The organism is Streptomyces sp. NEAU-174 (assembly GCF_052665095.1).
In genome coordinates this window covers 103,863-125,287 of sequence record NZ_JBQTCE010000001.1, presented here as the reverse complement: position 1 = coordinate 125,287, position 21,425 = coordinate 103,863, and the positions used below count along the sequence as shown (strand labels likewise).

The following is a 21,425-nucleotide window of genomic DNA, read 5'->3' as shown; positions in this document are numbered from 1 at the left end:
CAGCCCTCGTTGGGGAGGGGGCTGCCCGGTTGTCGTACGGAGATAGATGGAAACGGTCGCGATCTGTGACCGTAATCACCGCTCCAGTGTGATCTGCGATTTAGGGCCGCACGGCCCACGGAGATAACCTGCGAGGCGGACATGCCGCGTACCCGGCGAACGTGTGCCGCCCTCGTTACAGATCGCGTCGTCACGCTGGCCCCGCGGCACGCCCGCGCTGATAACGACCGCGATATCCATGGAAAAGGGACGGACGCGCGTGGACCTGTTCGAATACCAGGCGAGGGACCTCTTCGCCAAGCACGGTGTACCGGTGCTGGCCGGTGAAGTCATCGACACGCCTGAGGCGGCGCGCGAGGTGGCCGAGCGCCTGGGCGGCCGCGCGGTCGTCAAGGCGCAGGTCAAGGTTGGCGGCCGCGGTAAGGCGGGCGGCGTCAAGCTGGCCTCCGACCCGGCCGACGCCGTGGAGAAGGCGACCCAGATCCTGGGCATGGACATCAAGGGCCACACGGTCCACAAGGTGATGCTCGCCCAGACCGCGGACATCAAGGAGGAGTACTACGTCTCCTTCCTGCTGGACCGCACCAATCGCACCTTCCTCGCCATGGCCTCGGTCGAGGGCGGCGTGGAGATCGAGGTCGTCGCGGAGCAGAACCCCGAGGCGCTCGCCAAGATCCCGGTGGACGCCATCGAGGGCGTGACCGAGGAGAAGGCCGCCGAGATCGTCGCCGCCGCGAAGTTCCCGGCCGAGATCGCGGACCAGGTCGTCGCGGTCCTCCAGAAGCTGTGGACCGTCTTCATCAAGGAAGACGCCCTGCTCGTCGAGGTCAACCCGCTGGTCAAGACCGAAGACGGCAAGATCATCGCGCTGGACGGCAAGGTCTCCCTGGACGAGAACGCCGCCTTCCGGCAGCCGGAGCACGAGGCGCTCGAGGACAAGGCCGCGGCCAACCCGCTCGAGGCGGCCGCCAAGGCCAAGGGCCTCAACTACGTCAAGCTCGACGGCGAGGTCGGCATCATCGGCAACGGCGCGGGTCTGGTCATGTCCACCCTCGACGTCGTCGCCTACGCGGGCGAGAACCACGGCAACGTCAAGCCCGCCAACTTCCTCGACATCGGCGGTGGCGCCTCCGCCGAGGTGATGGCCAACGGTCTCGAGATCATCCTCGGCGACCCGGACGTCAAGTCGGTCTTCGTCAACGTCTTCGGTGGCATCACTGCCTGTGACGCGGTCGCCAACGGCATCGTCCAGGCCCTGGAGCTGCTGAAGTCCAAGGGCGAGGACGTCACCAAGCCGCTGGTCGTGCGCCTCGACGGCAACAACGCGGAGCTGGGTCGCAAGATCCTCACCGACGCCAACCACCCGCTGGTCCAGCAGGTGGACACCATGGACGGCGCGGCCGAGCGTGCCGCCGAGCTGGCTGCGAAGTAAGGGACGAGGTCACCAGAAACCATGGCTATCTTCCTCACCAAGGAAAGCAAGGTCATCGTCCAGGGGATGACCGGGTCCGAAGGGCAGAAGCACACCCGGCGGATGCTTGCCTCGGGCACCAACATCGTCGGCGGTGTGAACCCGCGCAAGGCCGGCACCACCGTGGACTTCGACGGCACCGAGATCCCGGTCTTCGGCTCCGTCAAGGAGGCCATCGACGCCACCGGCGCCGATGTCACGGTCATCTTCGTCCCGGAGAAGTTCACCAAGAGCGCGGTCATCGAGGCGATCGACGCCGAGATTCCGCTCGCCGTCGTGATCACTGAGGGCATCGCGGTCCACGACTCTGCCAACTTCTGGGCCTACGCGGGCAAGAAGGGCAACAAGACGCGCATCATCGGCCCGAACTGCCCGGGTCTGATCACGCCGGGTCAGTCGAACGCGGGCATCATCCCGGCCGACATCACCAAGCCCGGCCGGATCGGCCTGGTGTCGAAGTCCGGCACGCTGACCTACCAGATGATGTACGAGCTGCGGGACATCGGCTTCTCGTCCTGTGTGGGCATCGGCGGTGACCCGATCATCGGCACCACCCACATCGACGCCCTCGCCGCCTTCCAGGCCGACCCCGACACCGATCTGATCGTGATGATCGGCGAGATCGGCGGCGACGCCGAGGAGCGGGCCGCGGACTTCATCAAGGCCAACGTCACCAAGCCGGTCGTCGGCTATGTGGCGGGCTTCACCGCCCCCGAGGGCAAGACGATGGGCCACGCGGGTGCCATCGTCTCCGGCTCCTCCGGCACCGCCCAGGCGAAGAAGGAGGCCCTCGAGGCCGCGGGCGTGCAGGTCGGCAAGACCCCGTCCGAGACCGCGCGCCTGGCGCGCGCCGCGCTGGCCGGCTGACGCCGCCACGGCTCGATGCCGCGGGCCCGTACCACCTCGTTGTGGTGCGGGCCCGCGGCGTTCCCGGGCGACGGATACCCGGTCGGAACGCGGCAAGCCACCCATCCATCCCATGACTCTATAAAAGACGCATAAGCGGACTAGCCGCGACACGGCGACCAAACCCTTGATGTAGGGATGAAACGGCTGTTATTGGCAGCATGGTCATGTGACGCAAACGACCGATCGCAGCCCGTCGGTGTCCGCACGCGACCGCTCAGCGCCCCGGCGCTCCTCCGCCATCAGGGAGGCGTTCCTCGGCGGTGTGGTTGCCGCGGGGCTCGGCCTCGGCACGCTCGCCGTGGTCGTACTGCTGCTGTGGATCACTTCCTCGTCCCCCGAGAGCAGCCCCGACGGAGCCCTGCATGTCGCCGCCGACCTGTGGCTGCTCGGCCATGGCGCCGACCTCGTGCGCACCGAGACGCTCTCCGGTCACACGGCGCCGGTCGGGCTGACCCCGCTGCTGCTCAGCGTGGTGCCGTGCTGGCTGCTGTACCGGGCCGCCCAGCACGCCGTCTACCAGGCGGAGCCCGACGAGGGCGACGGTCAGTGGGTGCCCGAGGAGTCCGTCGTCGATCCGCGCACCGCCTTCGCCTGGGTGACCGGCGGCTATCTGCTGGTGGGCACCGCCGCCGCGGTGTACGCCGCGACCGGGCCGCTGCGTGTCGATCCGCTCAGCGCGCTGCTGCATCTGCCGGTCGTCGCCGGGGCCATCGCCGCCGTGGGCGTGTGGACGGCCGACGGACGGTTCCCGCTCCGCCTGCCCGGGCGGGTGAGCGAGAGACTGCGACGGCTCCCCGGCGCCGAATGGACCGTAAGGACGGCCGCGTTCCTGGCCGCGCGGAGCTGGTGTCGGCGCCGTCGGCTGACCGCCGCGCTACGGGCCGGGACCAGCGGTCTCGTCGTCCTGCTCGGCAGCGGTGCGCTCCTTACGGCGACGTCGATGCTGAGCCACGCGGGCGCCGTGCAGGTGACCTTCCTCAACCTCAGCGATGTGTGGTCGGGGCGGTTCGCGGTGCTCCTGGTGAGCCTGGCGCTGCTGCCGAACGCGATCGTCTGGGGCGCCGCGTACGGGGTCGGGGCGGGGTTCACGGTCGGCGGCGGCAGTGTGGTCGCGCCGCTGGGCATCACCTCCTACCCCCAGCTGCCGCACTTCCCCCTGGTCGCCGCGCTGCCCACGGACGGCTCCGGCGGGCCGCTGGTCTGGCTCACGGGGATCGCGGCCGGGGCGTCGGTGGCCTGGTTCATCGGGATCGCGGCGGTGCGGCGGCCCGGCAAGGGCGAGCCCAGGCCGCCCTGGGGCTGGGCCGAGACGCTGGTGCTCGCCGCGCTGGCGGCGGTCGGCTGCGCGGCCGCGATGGCGCTGCTGGCCGGGGTCTCGGGCGGACCGCTGGGCATCGGCATCCTCGCCGACCTCGGCCCGAGCTGGTGGCGCACAGGCATGATCACGCTGGCCTGGACGGGAGTGATCGGGGTGCCCGGCGCGATGGTGCTGCGCTGGTACCGGCTGTGCGTCCCCACCAGGGCCTCCTGGCCGGAGTGGAAGGCGGCGCGGGCGGAGCGCCGGACGTCCCGCGCACAGGCCCGTACGGCGGCCAGGGAGGCCCGTGCGGAGGCCAAGGCCGCCCGTGCGGCGCGGGCCGCGGCCGAGGCGGAGGCGCGGGCGGCGGTGCTGCCCACGGTGTCGCCCATGGAGTCCGCCGAGGTGCGGGAGGCGATGGCCGAGCCGTGGTGGCAGTGGCTGCGCCCGGGCGCGTCGGGCGCCGACCGCAAGCGGAACAACCGTAAGGCGGCCACCGGCGTCGGTGCGGAGACGGGACGGGAGACAGGGCGGGAGACCGGACGCGAAACCGGTGTGGGCACGATGGCCGGGCTCGCGACGCCCGCGGGCACCCCGGACGCCACCGGGGCGGTCCGCCCGCGCCGCTGGGCGCTGAGCCGGAAGCGCGCTCCCGAGCCGCAGCCGCTCGTCGAGTCACAGCCCGCCCCGACCCCCTCGCGCACGGAGCTCACGCCGCCGCCGGACGACGCCCGCCGCGAACCGTAAGGCGGTCGGGAGCCGTCGGCCGCGCGGACGCGAACCGTAAGGCGGTTGCGAAGCTTCCGCCGCGCGGGCCCGGTGCCGTCAGTCCTGCGTGCTCAGCAGGGGGCGGAGCTGCTCGGGGAGCAAGGTTTCGCAGTCGTGGCGCGAGGTCTGCGTAAGGGCGTCGTCCACGCAGGTGTAGTAGTCGCTGTAGACGACCTGGAAGCTGAACGTCGCCGCGACGATGGCGAGCGCGAGCCCGCCCGTCACCAGACCGCTGATCGCCGCCGTCGACTGCGGCTTCGCCGGGCCGCTGCCGGGCGCGGGCAGCGGTGCCCGGGCGGCGCCCGGAGGCGGGGGCGGGGCGTTCAGGGGCGCGGCCGTGGCCGGGGACGGCGCCGTACGGCGCGGTTTGGCCCGCAGCGAGCTGATGCCCCAGTACAGGGCCAGCACCCCGAGCAGCAGCGCGATCTGCGGCAGGCTGAAGAGGGCGAAGAAGAACGCCCACATGCCCGAGAGCAGCGCGTACCGGGCGCGCCGCTGGGCCGGGTCGTTGGGGTCCCAGCGCGGGCCGCCGGGCCCGCCGGGGCCGGAGGGGCGGTTGGAGCCCGGGGCGCCGCCGAAGCCGCCGCTCTGGCGGCCGGGCTGGCGGCTGCTCCACTGGCTGCCCCAGGCCGGGGGCTGCTGCGGCTGCTCACCGCTCTGGTCGCCGTCCGGCCCGTCCTGGCCGCCCTGGGCCCCGGGGCGGCCCTCGCCGCTCTCCCCGCCGGAGCCGTCCGGCCGGTGCCGGGGCCGCCAGGGCTGGTCCGGCCTGCCCTCGGGCGGCGGGGCGAACGGATTGTCCTCGTGCTGGTCCCCGTTCGGCCCGCCGGGGGCGGACGAGGACGAGGAGGACGACGACTGCTGCTCCCGGAGCAGCGGCGTCGTGCGCGACATGCGGGCGCGCCTCATCGCCGCCCCCGGGCCTGGGCGGGGGGCGGAGTGAGGCGATGAGCCGCGCGGCGGCGTCGGTCCGGCATGTGGAGTGTGTCTTCCCCTTGTGTCGTCGTCCTGCACGCCGGGGCGGGTACGGCCTGGTGCCGTACGGCGCGGGTACGGCCGGTGCCGTCCGGCTCGGGGCGCGGGTGCGGCGGTCGTTCCCACGGCGTCAGTGGCGTCAGTTGCATTCGCAGTCCAGACGCTACCTCCCGTGCCCGCCCCCGTCCCCTGGGGGCCGCTTCGTGTGCCGGTATCGTTGCTGACGGTCGGCGGCTTCGTAGAGTTCCCCGGAATTGATGAGTCCGCGACCTTGTACGACCACACAAACGGCAGCACCGCCCGCGAGAAAGAGCCCCGCCGTGGCCTCCCCGCCTTCCCCCGCCAGTCCTGCGCGCCCCGGGCGCCCGGTCCGCCTCGTCGTCCTCGTCTCCGGCTCCGGTACGAATCTCCAGGCGCTGCTCGACGCCATCGCCGCCGAGGGTGTGGCCCGGTACGGCGCCGAGGTGGTGGCCGTGGGCGCCGACCGCGACGGCATCGAGGGCCTGACGCGCGCCGAGCGCGCCGGGATCCCCACGTTCGTGTGCCGGGTCAAGGACCACGCCGGCCGCGCCGAGTGGGACGCGGCCCTGGCCGAGGCCACCGCCGCCCACGAGCCGGACCTGGTGGTCTCGGCCGGGTTTATGAAGATCCTGGGCCAGGAGTTCCTCGCCCGGTTCGGCGGCCGCTGCGTCAACACCCATCCCGCGCTGCTCCCCAGCTTTCCCGGCGCCCATGGCGTGCGCGACGCGCTCGCGCACGGTGTGAAGGTGACCGGATGCACCGTCCACTTCGTCGACGACGGCGTCGACACCGGTCCGATCATCGCCCAGGGCGTGGTCGAGGTCCGGGACGAGGACGACGAGTCCGCTCTCCATGAGCGGATCAAGGAAGTCGAGCGCTCGCTGCTCGTCGAGGTCGTGGGGCGTCTGGCCCGTCACGGCTACCGCATAGAGGGACGAAAGGTAAGGATCCCGTGACCGCCGAAGGTACCAAGCGGCCCATCCGCCGCGCGCTGGTCAGCGTCTACGACAAGACGGGTCTCGAGGAGCTGGCCCGAGGGCTGCACGCGGCGGGTGTCCAGCTCGTCTCGACCGGCTCGACGGCCGCGAAGATCGCCGCCGCCGGGGTCCCGGTCACCAAGGTCGAGGAGCTGACCGGCTTCCCCGAGTGTCTCGACGGCCGCGTCAAGACGCTGCACCCGCGCGTCCACGCGGGCATCCTGGCCGACCAGCGGCTCGACTCGCACCGCGAGCAGCTCCGGGAGCTGGGCGTGGAGCCCTTCGAGCTGGTCGTGGTCAACCTCTATCCGTTCCGCGAGACGGTCGCCTCGGGCGCCGCGCCGGACGAGTGCGTCGAGCAGATCGACATCGGCGGCCCCTCCATGGTCCGGGCCGCCGCCAAGAATCACCCGTCCGTGGCCGTGGTCGTCAACCCCGAGCGGTACGGCGACGTCCTCGAGGCCGCCGCTGAGGGCGGTTTCGACCTGGAGCGGCGCAAGCGGCTGGCGGCCGAGGCGTTCCAGCACACCGCCGCCTACGACGTGGCGGTGGCCAACTGGTTCGCGGCTGACTACGCGGCGGCGGACGACTCCTCCTTCCCGGACTTCCTGGGCGCCACCGTCACCCGTAAGAACGTGCTGCGCTACGGCGAGAACCCGCATCAGCCCGCCGCCCTCTACACCGATGGCAGCGGTAAGGGGCTCGCGGAGGCCGAGCAGCTGCACGGCAAGGAGATGTCGTTCAACAACTACACGGACACCGAAGCCGCCCGCCGGGCCGCGTACGACCACACCGAGCCCTGTGTCGCGATCATCAAGCACGCCAACCCGTGCGGGATCGCGGTCGGGGCGGATGTCGCCGAGGCGCACCGTAAGGCGCACGCCTGCGACCCGCTGTCGGCCTTCGGAGGGGTGATCGCCGTCAACCGCCCGGTGTCGGTCGCCATGGCCGAGCAGGTCGCCGAGATCTTCACCGAGGTGATCGTCGCCCCGGCGTACGAGGACGGCGCGGTCGAGGCGCTCGCCCGTAAGAAGAACATCCGGGTGCTGCGCTGCGCGGAGTCGCCGGCGGAGGCCGCCGAGCAGCGCCCCATCGAGGGCGGCACGCTCGTCCAGGTCAAGGACCGCCTCCAGGCCGAGGGCGACGACCCGGCCAACTGGACCCTCGCCACGGGCGAGGCACTGGACGCCGACGGCCTCGCCGAGCTGGCCTTCGCCTGGCGCTCCTGCCGCGCGGTGAAGTCCAACGCGATCCTGCTCGCCAAGGGCGGCGCCACGGTCGGCGTCGGCATGGGTCAGGTCAACCGCGTGGACTCGGCGAAGCTGGCCGTCGAGCGGGCCGGTGCCGAGCGGGCCGCCGGTTCGTACGCCGCCTCCGACGCCTTCTTCCCGTTCCCGGACGGCTTCGAGGTGCTGGCCGAGGCGGGCGTGCGGGCCGTGGTGCAGCCGGGCGGCTCGGTCCGTGACGAGGCCGTGGTGGAGGCCGCCCAGAAGGCGGGTGTGACCATGTACTTCACGGGCACGCGCCACTTCTTCCACTGAGCGATCACCGAGTGCCGGCGAGCGAGCACCGGGCGATCGCCGAGTGAGCACCGGGCGATCGCCGAACGAGCACAGGAGGCCGCACCCCGACCGGATCACGGGGCGCGGCCTTCGCCGGTCCGGTCCCGACCGGCCCCTGATTGGATCCGACGTCCCCGCATCCGGGAGGATGAAGCCATGACCGCCCAGATTCTCGATGGCAAGGCAACCGCAGCCGCGATCAAGTCCGATCTCGTCAGCCGCGTGGAGGCGCTGAAGGCCAAGGGCATCCATCCCGGCCTCGGGACCGTGCTGGTGGGCGAGGACCCCGGCAGCAAGTGGTACGTGGCGGGCAAGCACCGCGACTGCGCCGAGGTCGGCATCGCCTCCATCCGGCGTGACCTGCCCGAGACCGCCACCCAGGAGGAGATCGAGGCGGCGGTCCGGGAGCTCAACGAGGACCCGTCCTGCACGGGCTACATCGTCCAGCTGCCGCTCCCCAAGGGCATCGACGCCAACCGGGTGCTGGAGCTGATCGACCCGGTCAAGGATGCCGACGGGCTGCACCCGATGAACCTCGGCCGCCTCGTGCTCAACGAGAGCGGCCCGCTGCCGTGCACGCCCCAGGGCGTCATCCAGCTGCTGCGCCACCACGGTGTGGAGATCAACGGCGCGCATGTGGTGGTCGTCGGCCGCGGCATCACCGTCGGCCGGTCGATCGGGCTGCTGCTGACCCGCCGTTCGGAGAACGCGACGGTCACCCTCTGCCACACCGGCACCCGCGACCTGCCCGGGATCCTGCGTCAGGCCGACATCATCGTGGCGGCCGCCGGGGTGCGGCACCTGGTCAAGCCGGAGGACGTCAAGCCGGGCGCGGCGGTGCTCGACGTGGGCGTCAGCCGGGACGAGCACGGCAAGATCGCGGGCGATGTGCACCCCGGCGTGACCGAGGTCGCGGGCTGGGTCTCGCCGAACCCGGGCGGGGTCGGCCCGATGACCCGCGCCCAGCTGCTGGTCAACGTGGTGGAGGCCGCGGAGCGGGACGCGAAGGCGGCCGCCGACGCCGGTGCCGGCCATGACGGCTGAGGCGAGCGAGCCGACGGCCGGGGAGCAGCCGCAGGAGCCGCCCGCGCCGCTGGCCGGGCCCGGCCGGTTCATCCGCAGGTCGCGCCGGTTCCCGCTGATCACCCGGGACACCGCGCGTCCGGAGGGCGGTGGCCGGGCCGCGCCCGGTGCCGCTCCGGCGCCCGCCCGGCAGTGGCCGCTGCTCGCGGTGATGGGCGGGGTGGGCCTGGGGCTGCTGATCGTCGCCCTGGACGCCTTCCGCGCGGGCACGGTGCTGATCGGACTGTCCCTGCTGGCGGGCGCCTTCTTCCGGTGGGCGCTGCCCGAGGTGGGGATGCTCGCGGTGCGGTCGCGCTTCACCGACATGCTGACCTACGGACTGCTGGGCGCGGCGATCGTGCTGCTGTCCCTGATGGCCCAGCCGAATCCCTGGGTGTCGATCCCGTTCCTTGACGACGTGGTGCATTTCACGGTGCGCTGAGCAGGTCGGAGGGAGTCCACTACGGTTCGGGCAGCGCCCTGAAGGGGCGCGGGGCTGTGTCGATATGCGGCTCCGCCGCGGCTGTGTCGATATGCGGCTCCGCCGCGTGGGCGCGACCAGCCACGATGCGGCCGCAGACGCACGACGGCATCTCGTGGCACTTCCCGCGGAGCGCTTAGCCGACGACGTGAAACGGCGGCCCGTCCTCTCCCCCGTGGAAGGACGGGCCGCCGTCGTTGTGGCCGGATCCCAATGGTCCGGCGGCGGTCCGCCCTCTCCCCCGAAGAAGGACGGACCGCCTGGTAATCAGGGTTGTGCGTGAGCTGTGCCGGATCAATGAGCGTGGGACCCCTGTGGCGCGGAAGTGACCGTTCCAGCACGAGGTCTCCGCTGTGCAACGACGAGCCGGGTGTGAGGGAGTGCGTACCGGTGCACGAAATGCTCCGATGCGCCCCCGCCTGAAGAGCTGACATCCTGGGGCAAGGCATCCCTTTGGGTAGTCAGTTCGGGGCCCGAGGACGCCAACAGCGGACGCGGCGCGGGAGATTGACAGGTACGTGCGGGGGGACAGGGGAAGGCAATGCCTCGTTGGAGGGACTTACCGGAGGAACTCGATCCGCAGGTCCGGGAGTTCATCGGCCGACTGCGCACGCTGGTCGAGCGCAGCGGGCTGAGCGTCGCCGCCGTCGCCGACCGCACCGGCCACAGCGAGAGTTCCTGGGAGCGCTACCTCGACGGACGGCTGCTGCCCCCGCGGGGCGCGGTGGAGGCCCTGGCCGAGGCCACCGGCGCCGACGTCCACCACCTCGGCATGCTGTGGGAGCTGGCGGAGCGGGCCTGGAGCCGCTCCGAGACGCGGCACGACGTGACGATGGAGGCCATCGGCGTCGCGCGGGCGCGGGCCGCCATCGAGCAGTTCGACCCGGCGGCGCGGGGGGCGGACGCCCGGAAGAACGGCCACTCCCCGGGGAACGAGTGGCCGAGGGTCGAACCGCCCGATCCGGAGCAGCCCTTGGTCGCGACGGCTCCGGTGCTCCCGGCTCGCGCGGCCTCTGCCGGGCGGGCACCGGACTCCGCCGAGCCGCCGTCGCCCGCGCCGTTCTCTCCGTCGTCGCCTTCCCCGAGGGGGCGGAAGCGTGTCGCCGCGCTGTTCGCCGGGGGGCTCGTGGGCGCGCTCCTGCTCGTCGCCGGGGCCGTCCTGCTGCTCGACGCGGGCGGCGACGGCGAGAAGCGCGGGGAGCGGCCGACCACCGCACCGGCCACCAGCGCGCGTCAGCAGCTTCCGGAGGGCGTGAAGTGCGCCGGGCAGGACTGCACCGGCCAGGATCCGCAGGCCATGGGGTGCGGTGCTGCCGCGACGACGACAGCGGACGTCACCGTCGGCACCGCGTATGTCGAGGTCCGCTACAGCGAGACCTGCAAGGCGGCTTGGGCCCGGGTCGCCCGGGCCGCCCCGGGCGATGTCATCCAGGTCAAGGCGCCGGGCGCGAACGGCGGCGCGGCCCGCTCGCAGCGCGGCAGGGTCGGCGCAGACGGCGATGCCTACACCAAGATGATCCCGGTGGACTCCGCCGCGCGGGCCACCGCGTGCGCCACCCTCGGCGGCGGTACGCGCGCCTGCACGTCCCCCGGCGCCCAGGGCTGAGCGCGCGGGGGAGTGAGGCCCGTCCGAGCGGCCGCCCGGAGCTGGTCCGGAGCCCGTCCGGAGGAATTCATGAAACCGGGGGGAATGAGCCGGGGGAATCGGGGCAGGCGCTGCCCGAGCCCCCCCACGGGTGCGGCACTGGGCGGCCGCCTGCACTCCCCCTCCTGGCAGGCGGCCGCCAAAGTGCCCGGTGATCCCGCCCCCTGCGCGGTGATCCCAGCTGCGCGGCGGTCCGGAACGCACGGTGAGCGGCTACACAATGGCCCGAGAGAACGTGGGTCAGGTGCCGTCGGATAGCCTGACGCAAGTATCTCGACACCAAGAGATCTTGGACTGACAACACAGCGCAGGAGACCGCCATGACCCGCACTCCCGTCACCGTCACCGTCACCGGCGCGGCCGGCCAGATCGGCTACGCGCTGCTCTTCCGCATCGCCTCCGGTCAGCTTCTCGGCGCGGACGTGCCGGTCAAACTGCGCCTCCTGGAGATCCCGCAGGGGCTGAAGGCCGCCGAGGGCACCGCGATGGAGCTCGACGACTGCGCCTTCCCGCTGCTCCAGGGCATCGACATCTCCGACGACCCGAACGTGGGCTTCGACGGTGCGAACGTCGCGCTGCTGGTCGGCGCCCGCCCGCGCACCAAGGGCATGGAGCGCGGCGATCTGCTGGAGGCCAACGGCGGCATCTTCAAGCCGCAGGGCAAGGCCATCAACGACCACGCCGCGGACGACATCAAGGTCCTGGTCGTGGGCAACCCGGCCAACACCAACGCCCTCATCGCCCAGGCCGCCGCTCCGGACGTACCGGCCGAGCGCTTCACCGCGATGACCCGGCTGGACCACAACCGCGCGCTGTCGCAGCTGGCGAAGAAGACCGGCGCCCCGGTCAGCGAGATCAAGAAGCTGACGATCTGGGGCAACCACTCCGCCACCCAGTACCCGGACGTCTTCCACGCCGAGGTCGCGGGCAAGAACGCCGCCGAGGTCGTCAGCGACGAGCAGTGGCTGGCCGACACCTTCATCCCGACCGTCGCCAAGCGCGGTGCCGCGATCATCGAGGCGCGGGGCGCCTCCTCGGCCGCCTCCGCCGCCAACGCCGCCATCGACCACGTCCACACCTGGGTCAACGGCACCGACGCCGACGACTGGACCTCCGCCGGTGTGGTCTCCGACGGTTCGTACGGGGTGCCGGAGGGTCTGATCTCCTCGTTCCCGGTCACCGCGAAGAACGGGAAGTTCGAGATCGTCCAGGGCCTGGACATCAACGAGTTCTCGCGGTCCCGCATTGACGCGTCGGTGAAGGAGCTCGAGGACGAGCGCGACGCCGTGCGGAACCTCGGCCTGATCTGACGCGCCCCGGCCCGATCTGACGCACCCGGGCCTGATCTGACGCGCACCGGCCCGCCCCGGCGCGGTTGTTTCCGAAGGGTCACATTCCGGTATTCACTCCGGAGTGTGACCCTTCGGCCATGCACTGTAATCGCGGGCCATCTTCCCCTACCGTGGAGGCAGTTGCTACGGCCTCGGGGGGAAACATGGCCAATACGCGCGGTGATCATTCTTCTGCCGGTGCTGATTCTTCTGGTGGTGCTGGTCCTTCTGCCGGTGCTGGTCCTTTGGTAGGGGGTCACTCCGCTCGTCTGCCGCGGTCGCGGGCGGAGCCGCCACCGCCCGTCCCTTCTTCGCGTACTGCCGCTGACGCCTCTCCTCACGCCACCAGCGAGGCCACCCGGCTGTTATGCGCGGGCGCCTATCTGGACGACGACTTCCGGGACGCGGTCGTGGACGAGCTGTATGTCCACGAGGAGCGCGCCGTGGCGCCCTCACTGGGCATCGACGCGGTCCGGGTGCTGGCGCACGCGCTGCGCGCGCGCCGTCTGGAGGCGTGCTGGACCGCGCTGCTGGTGTCCTTATGGGTGCTGGACTTCCTGCTGGCCCAGGGCTTCTTCTATCTCTTCCTGCTCTCCTGCGCGCTGCTCCTGCTGGCAGCCTGGGCCAGGGGCGGCGCCATGGGCGCCTTCCGTGCCGACTACCCCGGAGCCGACCGGGTCACCCTCACCCGGCGGCGGGCGGCCGCGGTGCTGCGGGCGCTGGGCTGTCTGACCCTGCTGTCCTATGTGTTCTCCGCCCTGACGCAGGCGCTCACGGACGGGCAGTCCGATCCGGGCGTGTTGCAGGACCTCGCACCGATCCTGATCACCGGGGCGGACACCACGGCTGCCTGGTTCGCGCTGGTGATCCCGGCCGCGATGGCCGCCGCGGTCGCCCTGCACCGTGAGCATGTGGCCCGGGTGCTGGCCACCGACTTGGAGCCGGAGACCTTCGCCGACCCCGCCGCGGACCCCGCGGAGCGGTTCGAGGGCGGGCGCTTCCAGCGGGTGCGGGCCCTGATCCGCCGTGAGCAGTACTCACCGGTGATCCTCTACCACGATCGGCACCCCTTCCTCGGCGCGGGCACCGCCCATGACACCTGGACCCTCGCCGTGGAGCTGCGGCCGCGCGAGGGCGGCGATCCGGTGCCGCTGGACAACCGCGTGATCCTGGAGCGGATCCGACCGCTGGTCGAGAAGTTGCGCACTCCGTCCGCCCAGGGCATCTCCTTCGTCCAGGGCACCGCCCCCGCGCAGGGCGCCGTCCCCGCGCAGGGCACCGCTCGCGCCGTCGCCGAGAGCCGTGACCGGCTGCGCGGCCTGGAGCTCGACGAATGCGTCTTCCTCAAGGTCACCGGATTACGGAGCCGCTCCTTCGTGCCGTACGGCGAGGCGGACTTCGCACGGGAGCGGGCGGAGGCCGTCGAGGAGGGCGGTGAGATCCGTCGGCACTTCCTGCGGATCCGCGTCGGCGCATGGCGGGAAGAGGTCGTCATCACGGTCTTCGTGCGGGTGCATACGCAGGGCGGCATGCTGATGCTGGAGTTTGCCCCGCATGTGCTGCGCCCGATCCGCCCGGACTTCCGGGCGGTCGACCGGCTCTCCGACTCCCACCGCCGCGGCGGGCTGCCGGGCAAGGCGATCTGGGCGCTGGGGCGGATGCCCACGGCGGCGGGCCGGGCGATCATCTATGCCTTCCGCTCGGCCGCCTTCCTCTGGCGGATGTACGCGGGGGGCTATGAGGCGGCCATCCCCGACGGACCCTGGGTATCGGTGCGGGAGTTGGGCAGCGACGCCGGCGCATCGCTCTTCCAGGAGATGGATGTCAGCCGCTATCTGAAGAGCGTCGAGGACCGGGTGGCCAACGGCGTGCGAAGGGCGCTCGACGAAGCCGGCTGGGAGACCGGTGAGTTCGAGCAGAAGGTCATCAATGTGAGCGGCGGCGGAGTCTTCATCGAGTCCGCGGAGCACAGCGCCTTCGGCTTCGGTGACCACAACACCATCAGCAACACCACCGGGAGCAATGGAGCGGGAGGCGGCCATGGCGATGGCTGACACGGAGGACGGTAGCGACATGGGCGGCGGCGCGGACCACGCGGCGGACGCGGGCGGTGGCGGCACGACCCCGGCGGCGGGCGGCGGGAGCACGTTCGGAAACATCCGGTTCGGCAAGGTGCAGGGCAGCGCCATCGGCTTCGGCGACCACAACCACATCGTGAACGGACGTCAGGCCGAGGCCCCCTGTGACCCCGCCTATCAGGAGCTGCTGGAGGCCGTTCGCCGGCTTGCCGAGGATCTGCGGCGGGTGGTCCCGAGCCCGGAGGTCGGCGCGCTCTCCGACGAGCTGGACCGGACCGAGGACGAGATCCAGCGCACCGGCCGGGCCGGGGCCGGCCGACTGGCCCGGATCCGGGTGATGTTGCAGGACGCGAGCGCCAGTGTCGGCATGCTCGCCTCGGGCGTCGCCGTCGGACAGGCGGTCGGCGCGCTGTTGGGCGGGTGAGATGAGCACGCCGGGCGGCGAGGGGGGCCGTCGATGGGACGAGGAGGCCCAGCGTTGGGTGGGAGCGGGCGCGGAGCCGCCGGCCCCGGGCCGAAGACCACCCAATCCGCATCTGGGCACGGTGCTGCTGGCGGTGCTCGCCGTGGTGCTGGTCGGCGGGATCGGTATCGGTGCCTGGAAGCTGGTGTCGGGCGGCGGGGACGACAACCCCCGGGCGGACGGCGGTTCGCCCTCGGCCTCGTCCTGGCCGCCGTCGGCCGAGCAGCCTTCGGCGTCGTCGGGGCCGTACACGGAGCCGACCTCGGCACCGCCCTCGGTGTCCGAGGACAGCACCCAGGGGCCGCCGGCGGGCTATGTGCGCACCACCGACCCGGAGGGGTTCCGGCTGGATGTGCCCACGGGCTGGCAGCGGGTCAAGCGCGACACCGGGGTGTTCTACGAGTCGTCCGACGGTGGCAGCCTGATCCAGGTCTTCGCGCTGACCGAGCCCGACATCACGCCGTACGAGGCGCTGCGCCAAGCCGAGACGGGGCTCAAGAAGAACCCCGGCTACAAGCGGTACGACCTCAAGCGGCTCGGGCCCGGCGATGACGCGGACGCGGAGCTGGAGTACGGCTACCGCAGCGCCAAGTACGGCCCGCGCCGGATACTCGACCGGGCCTTCACCGGCCCGGACCGGGTGCAGTACGCGGTGCTGGTCGCGGGTCCGGCCGACGACTGGCCGAAGCAGCGGGAGCGGCAGGGCATCGTGCTGGCGTCCTTCTGCCCCACGGCCTACTGCCCGGCCACCTGACCGGCGCCCGGCCACCTGACCGGCGGCCGGGCGACGGATCCGTATCGGTGCGGTGACAGGGGGTGGGGCGGCCCCCGAACCGGGTACATCGATGTGGGCCGACACGGCTTATCCGCATATGGGAGCAGAGATCCATCATCGGGGGGCATAGATGAGCATGCACAACGGGGGAGCGCCGGGGCAGGACGCCAGGCGGGTGCTACGGGCGCTGGCGGTGACGATCTTCCTGGTCGCGGGGATCGCGTTCTCCGGATGGGTGGCCTTCGGGGGCGACGGCACCTCCCGGAATCAGGCGGGTCCGCTGCCCTGGGACCGGGAGAGCCCCACGGCCACGCCGAGCGGGGACGCCTCCCAGCCGAGCGATCTCTACCCCTCGCCCGGCCCCGAGACCAGCGGGCCGACCGATCTCCCGACCGATCTCCCCACGGCCCCTCCGACCGGAGCGCCCTCCGGGTCCCCGTCCGCGACGCCGTTCGGCACCCCGTCCTCACCCTCCCTGACGGGCGCCGCCCCGCCCGCGGGCTACAGCACCCAGGCCGACCCGGCCGGGTACCACCTCGCGGTCCCGGACGGCTGGCGGCGGACGGCCGAGGGCCCCAGCGTCTACTACACCTCGCCCGACGACAGCACCGTGATCCAGATCTTTGAGCTGCACGGCCCCGAGTCGACGCCGTACGAGTCCGCCCAGGAGGCCGAGCGGATCGCCTCCACCCACCGTGACTACGAGCAGATCGCCCTCACCCGGCTGGGCTCGGCCGCCATGGACCCGGTCCAGCTGGAGTACACCTACGAGTCCAAGAGCGACGGCCACCGCCGGATGCTCGATCGCCGCTTCGCCGCCCCCAACGGCACCATGTACGCGGTGCTGGTGAACGGCCCCTCCGGGGCCGGGGACCGGGTGGAGGAGCGGAAGGTCCACCAGACGGCGGTGGACACCTTCTGCCCGACCGACTACTGCACCGCGTCGTGATCACACCCCGGCCCCGTTGTGACCCGAACCACTTCTTGACCGCACGGCCTCTTGACACACAGGCCGATCATGAGCCGAGGGGCCGGTTCCGCCTTCGGATCACGTGAGCCGGCCCACTTTCTCTTGCGAATCGCGCATAGCTTCCCGCCTTCCGGTTAGGGGTCCATGTTGCTGGCTTGGACCAGTGGCACAGCACGCGGAACCGGAAGGCAGAAATCACGTGGCGGCAGTCGAGACCATTCATGTGGACGGGGTGTGGCGGGCAGCCGCGTCCGGGGCGCAGCGGGAGGTCCTCGACCCCGCGGACGCCAAGACCCTCGCCGTCGTCGCGGAGGGTGGTGCCGAGGACACCGACGCGGCGATCGCTGCCGCGCGTCGCGCCTTCGACCAGGGCCCCTGGCCCGGGACGCCGGTGGCCGAGCGGGCGGCGCTGCTGCGCCGCGTCGCCGACCTGCTCCAGCGCGACCGCGAGGCGATCGCGCTCATCGAGAGCCGTGACACCGGCAAGACCCTGGAGGAGGGCCGGGTCGACGTCGACGACGTGACCAATGCCTTCCGCTACTTCGCCGATCTGGTCGCGGGCGAGCCGGCCGGGCGCGTGGTCGACGCGGGCACCCCCGATGTGCACAGCGTCGTGGTCCATGAGCCGGTCGGCGTCTGCGCGATGATCACCCCCTGGAACTATCCGCTGCTCCAGGCCAGCTGGAAGGTCGCCCCGGCGCTGGCCGCCGGGAACACCTTTGTGATCAAGCCGAGCGAAGTGACTCCGCTGTCCACCGTCCATCTGGTGAAGCTGCTGGCCGAGGCCGGACTGCCGGCCGGGGTGGCCAATGTGGTCACCGGCGCGGGCGACCCCGTGGGCGCCCGGCTGTCCGAGCACCCCGATGTGGATCTGGTCTCCTTCACCGGTGGCCTGGTCAGCGGCACCAAGGTCGCGCAGGCCGCCGCGCCGACGGTCAAGAAGGTCGCGCTGGAGCTCGGCGGCAAGAACCCCAATGTGGTCTTCGCCGATGCCTGCGCCACCGCCGAGGGCTTTGACACCGCCGTCGACCAGGCCCTGAACGCCGCCTTCATCCACAGCGGCCAGGTCTGCTCGGCCGGTGCCCGGCTGATCATCGAGGAGTCGGTGCGCGAGCGGTTCGTGGCCGAGCTCGCCCGCCGGGCGGAGAAGATCAAGCTGGGCCGCGGCACCGAGGACGGTGTCGAATGCGGTCCGCTGGTCTCGGCTCAGCAGCTGGACAAGACCGAGGCGTATGTGGCGTCCGCCCTCGAGGAGGGCGCGTTGCTGCGTTGCGGTGGCAAGCAGCCGGAGCCCAACGAGGTCCGCCCGGCCACCGGGTACTTCTACCTCCCGACCGTGCTCGACCAGTGCCACCGCGAGATGCGGGTGGTACGGGAGGAAACGTTTGGGCCGATTCTGACGGTCGAGTCCTTCCAAACCGAGGACGAGGCAGTCACACTCGCCAATGACACGGAGTACGGACTGGCCGGCGCCGTCTGGTCCGCCGACACCGCCCGGGCGCGGCGCGTCGCCGCCCGGCTGCGGCACGGCACCGTGTGGATCAACGACTACCACCCCTACCTTCCGCAGGCCGAATGGGGCGGTTTCGGAAAGTCCGGGGTCGGGCGCGAGCTCGGTCCCGCGGGCCTTGCCGAATACCGCGAGACCAAGCACGTCTACGAGAACCTGCGACCGAGCCCGGTGCGCTGGTTCGCCGGCTGACCCCCCGCCGCCGGCCCCGCCCGGGGCACGGCGGGGCCCGGACTCGTCCCCCGGGGCCCGGACCCGGCCGCGCCCGATCGCGGCGACCGGCGGCGAGCAGCCCGTAGGCACGTAAGGCACCCGGCAACACCCCCACCCCCAGGGGCGGCAGCAGCCCCCGGCCCGCACCGGCGCGAGCCATTTGGGTAAGACCGCGAGGAGTAACCCCACATGTCCGTACCTGTCGCATACGACTACGTCGTGATCGGCGGCGGCACCGCAGGCTCGGTGATCGCTTCCCGGCTCACCGAGGACCCGGACATCCGTGTCGCCGTCATCGAGGGCGGACCGTCGGATGTCGACCGGCCTGACGTGCTCACCCTGCGCCGCTGGCTCGGCCTCCTCGGCGGCGACTTGGACTACGACTACCCCACCACCGAGCAGCCACGCGGAAATTCGCATATCCGGCACAGCCGGGCGCGGGTGCTCGGAGGGTGCTCCTCGCACAACACCCTGATCTCCTTCAAGCCGCTGCCCGGTGACTGGGACGAGTGGGCCGAGGCCGGCGCCGAGGGCTGGGACGCGGAGTCCATGGACCCGTACTTCCAGCGGCTGCGCAACAACATCGTCCCGGTGGACGAGAAGGACCGGAACCCGATCGCGCGGGACTTCGTCGACGCCGCCCAGGCCGCCGCCGGGGTGCCGAGGGTCGAGGGGTTCAACAAGAAGCCGTTCCACGAGGGCGTCGGCTTCTTCGACCTCGCGTACCACCCGGAGAACAACAAGCGCTCCTCGGCGTCGGTCGCCTATCTGCACCCGTTCCTGGACCGGCCCAACCTCCATCTGATGCTGGAGACCTGGGCGTACAAGCTGGAGCTGGACGGCACCGGCCGGGTCACCGGCGTGCACGTGCGCGCCAAGGACGGCGAGGAGATCCTGGTCCGGGCCGAGACCGAGGTCCTGGTCTGCGCGGGCGCCGTGGACACCCCGAGGCTGCTGATGCACTCCGGTATCGGGCCCAAGGCCGATCTGGAGGCGCTGGGCATTCCCGCCGTCCACGATCTGCCGGGCGTCGGCGAGAACCTGCTCGACCACCCCGAGTCGGTCATCGTATGGGAGACGGACGGCCCGATTCCGGACAACTCCGCGATGGACTCCGACGCGGGGCTGTTCATCCGGCGCGACCCCGAATCCCGGGGCCCGGACTTGATGTTCCACTTCTACCAAATCCCGTTCACCGACAATCCGGAGCGGCTGGGCTACGAAAAGCCCGAGCACGGCGTGTCGATGACCCCCAACATCCCCAAGCCGCGCAGCCGCGGCCGGCTCTACCTCACCAGCGCCGACCCGTCCGTCAAGCCCGCCCTCGACTTCCGGTACTTCACGGACGAGGAGGACTACGACGGCCGCACGCTGGTCGACGGCATCCGTGTCGCGCGTGAGATCGCCAAGACCGAACCGCTGGCGAGCTGGCTCAAGCGCGAGGTGTGCCCGGGCCCGGAGATCACCTCGGACGAGGAGATCAGCGAGTACGCCCGCAAGGTCGCGCACACCGTGTACCACCCGGCGGGCACCTGTCGTATGGGTGCCACGTCGGACGAACTCGCCGTGGTCGGCCCCGATCTGCGGATCCGGGGCCTGAACGGCGTCCGTATCGCCGACGCGTCCGTCTTCCCGACGATGCCGGCCGTGAACCCGATGATCGGAGTCCTGATGGTGGGCGAGAAGTGCGCTGAGCTGCTGTTCGAGGAGCGCGATCGGGACCGGCACAGGCCCGATGACCGAGCCGCGACGCATCAGCCGGGAGGTGAGGCGTGATGGCTACGACCGTGGTCCCCGAGACGCCCGACACCCCCAAGAACCCCGAGACCGGCGAGCGCACCCCGGTGTTCTCGGTCCGCGACCTGTGGAAGGTCTTCGGCCCCAAGGCCGACCGGATCCCCGGCTCCGCCGAGGCGAAGCTGTCCGCCGGTGAGCTGCGTGCCCGCACCGGCTGCACCGCCGCCGTCCGCGAGGTCTCCTTCGACGTCCAGCCGGGCGAGGTGTTCGTGGTCATGGGGCTGTCCGGCTCCGGCAAGTCCACCCTCGTCCGCTGCCTCACCCGGCTGATAGAGCCCACCTCCGGCACTCTGAAGATCGACGGCGAGGACGTCCTGGCCATGGACAAGGCCCGGCTGCGCGATCTGCGCCGGCACCGCGCCGCCATGGTCTTCCAGCACTTCGGGCTGCTGCCGCACCGCTCCGTCCTGGACAACGTCGCCTACGGGCTGGAGATCCAGGGCATGGGCAAGGCCGAGCGCCGGGCCAAGGCCGCCGAGGTGGTGGAGAAGGTCGGCCTCACCGGCCTCGAGCGCCGCCGCCCCGGCCAGCTCTCCGGCGGTCAGCAGCAGCGGGTGGGCCTGGCCCGGGCGCTCGCCGTCGACCCCGAGGTGCTGCTCTTCGACGAGCCGTTCAGCGCGCTCGACCCGCTGATCCGCCGCGATATGCAGGAGGAGGTCATCCGGCTGCACCACGAGGAGGGCCGGACGATGGTCTTCATCACCCATGACCTCAGCGAGGCGCTGCGCCTCGGTGACCGCATCATGCTGATGCGCGACGGCGGGATCGTGCAGCTGGGCACCCCGGAGGAGATCGTCGGCTCCCCGGCGGACGACTACGTACGGGACTTCGTCCGCGATGTGCCGCGGGAGCAGGTGCTGACCGTGCGCCGCGCCATGCGCCCCGCGACCTCCGACGAGCAGGACGGCGGGCCCGCGCTGGCCCCGGGCACCACGGTCGCCGACGCGATCGAGGCCGTGGCCCGCACCGGCGGCCCCGCGCGCGTCGTGGACGGCGGCCGCTGCCTGGGCGTCGTCGACCACGCCTGTCTGCTGAGCGTCGTAGCGGGCCTGGACGGCAAGGAGGTGGCCGCGGCATGAGCCCCACCTCGACCCTCTCTCCGCCGGGCCGCACCGGGGGGCGC

At 71.9% G+C, this 21,425-nt stretch carries 17 protein-coding genes; 16 read left to right on the top strand and 1 reads right to left on the bottom strand.

Translation table 11 applies throughout. From position 1 onward, the window contains the following. The first annotated feature begins 259 nt into the window (after window positions 1-259). From sucC to ACT2CW_RS00540, 3 genes are all read left to right on the top strand, one after another. Window positions 260-1,432 carry an ADP-forming succinate--CoA ligase subunit beta gene (sucC, locus tag ACT2CW_RS00550; RefSeq protein ID WP_414081615.1) on the top strand — a complete coding sequence of 391 codons (1,173 nt, stop codon included), beginning with the start codon at window positions 260-262 and terminating at the stop codon, window positions 1,430-1,432. Between the two features lie 21 nt (window positions 1,433-1,453). Next, the gene (gene sucD / locus ACT2CW_RS00545) at window positions 1,454-2,338 is read left to right on the top strand and encodes a succinate--CoA ligase subunit alpha (protein ID WP_182472470.1); all 885 of its coding nucleotides are present in this window, start codon (window positions 1,454-1,456) and stop codon (window positions 2,336-2,338) included. Window positions 2,339-2,546: 208 nt separating this feature from the next. Continuing rightward, a complete protein-coding gene (locus ACT2CW_RS00540; RefSeq protein ID WP_445515125.1) occupies window positions 2,547-4,424 on the top strand; it encodes a cell division protein PerM in 1,878 nt (625 codons plus the stop codon). A gap of 78 nt (window positions 4,425-4,502) precedes the next feature. On the opposite strand, the gene ACT2CW_RS00535 is transcribed toward ACT2CW_RS00540, so the two are convergent. After that, on the bottom strand, window positions 4,503-5,336 hold the full coding sequence (locus ACT2CW_RS00535; RefSeq protein ID WP_445515124.1) for a hypothetical protein: 834 nt from the start codon (window positions 5,334-5,336) through the stop codon (window positions 4,503-4,505). A 401-nt stretch (window positions 5,337-5,737) separates the two neighbouring features. Between ACT2CW_RS00535 and purN the strand changes: the two genes are divergently transcribed. The 13 genes from purN (at window position 5,738) to ACT2CW_RS00470 (ending at window position 21,381) form a co-directional block, all read left to right on the top strand. Next, window positions 5,738-6,394, top strand: a complete 657-nt coding sequence (purN, locus tag ACT2CW_RS00530) for a phosphoribosylglycinamide formyltransferase (protein WP_037953387.1) — start codon at window positions 5,738-5,740, stop codon at window positions 6,392-6,394. Next, window positions 6,391-7,956, top strand: a complete 1,566-nt coding sequence (gene purH / locus ACT2CW_RS00525; RefSeq protein ID WP_138915179.1) for a bifunctional phosphoribosylaminoimidazolecarboxamide formyltransferase/IMP cyclohydrolase — start codon at window positions 6,391-6,393, stop codon at window positions 7,954-7,956. The genes purN and purH overlap by 4 nt, the downstream gene beginning before the upstream one ends. Before the next feature lie 177 nt (window positions 7,957-8,133). After that, window positions 8,134-9,021, top strand: a complete 888-nt coding sequence (locus tag ACT2CW_RS00520) for a bifunctional methylenetetrahydrofolate dehydrogenase/methenyltetrahydrofolate cyclohydrolase (RefSeq protein WP_037953392.1) — start codon at window positions 8,134-8,136, stop codon at window positions 9,019-9,021. Next, on the top strand, window positions 9,011-9,481 hold the full coding sequence (locus ACT2CW_RS00515; protein ID WP_445515123.1) for a DUF3017 domain-containing protein: 471 nt from the start codon (window positions 9,011-9,013) through the stop codon (window positions 9,479-9,481). The genes ACT2CW_RS00520 and ACT2CW_RS00515 overlap by 11 nt, the downstream gene beginning before the upstream one ends. A gap of 580 nt (window positions 9,482-10,061) precedes the next feature. Next, complete coding sequence (locus tag ACT2CW_RS00510) at window positions 10,062-11,126, top strand: DUF2690 domain-containing protein (RefSeq protein WP_445515122.1); 1,065 nt, start codon at window positions 10,062-10,064, stop codon at window positions 11,124-11,126. A 359-nt stretch (window positions 11,127-11,485) separates the two neighbouring features. After that, on the top strand, window positions 11,486-12,475 hold the full coding sequence (locus ACT2CW_RS00505; RefSeq protein ID WP_445515121.1) for a malate dehydrogenase: 990 nt from the start codon (window positions 11,486-11,488) through the stop codon (window positions 12,473-12,475). A 185-nt stretch (window positions 12,476-12,660) separates the two neighbouring features. Then, the gene (locus ACT2CW_RS00500; protein ID WP_445515120.1) at window positions 12,661-14,550 is read left to right on the top strand and encodes a hypothetical protein; all 1,890 of its coding nucleotides are present in this window, start codon (window positions 12,661-12,663) and stop codon (window positions 14,548-14,550) included. Further along, a complete protein-coding gene (locus tag ACT2CW_RS00495) occupies window positions 14,543-14,998 on the top strand; it encodes a hypothetical protein (protein ID WP_037953567.1) in 456 nt (151 codons plus the stop codon). The genes ACT2CW_RS00500 and ACT2CW_RS00495 overlap by 8 nt, the downstream gene beginning before the upstream one ends. A gap of 1 nt (window position 14,999) precedes the next feature. Next, window positions 15,000-15,791, top strand: a complete 792-nt coding sequence (locus ACT2CW_RS00490) for a hypothetical protein (RefSeq protein WP_445515119.1) — start codon at window positions 15,000-15,002, stop codon at window positions 15,789-15,791. Between the two features lie 151 nt (window positions 15,792-15,942). Then, a complete protein-coding gene (locus tag ACT2CW_RS00485; protein WP_445515118.1) occupies window positions 15,943-16,761 on the top strand; it encodes a serine/arginine repetitive matrix protein 2 in 819 nt (272 codons plus the stop codon). A gap of 220 nt (window positions 16,762-16,981) precedes the next feature. Further along, window positions 16,982-18,484, top strand: coding sequence for an aldehyde dehydrogenase family protein (locus ACT2CW_RS00480; protein WP_445515117.1), 1,503 nt, complete (start codon window positions 16,982-16,984; stop codon window positions 18,482-18,484). A gap of 210 nt (window positions 18,485-18,694) precedes the next feature. Further along, complete coding sequence (locus ACT2CW_RS00475; RefSeq protein WP_445515116.1) at window positions 18,695-20,281, top strand: GMC family oxidoreductase; 1,587 nt, start codon at window positions 18,695-18,697, stop codon at window positions 20,279-20,281. Continuing rightward, entirely contained in the window at window positions 20,281-21,381 is a 1,101-nt protein-coding gene (locus tag ACT2CW_RS00470; RefSeq protein WP_164436806.1) for a quaternary amine ABC transporter ATP-binding protein, read from the top strand. Before ACT2CW_RS00475 ends, ACT2CW_RS00470 begins: the two co-directional genes overlap by 1 nt. Window positions 21,382-21,425: the final 44 nt, after the last annotated feature.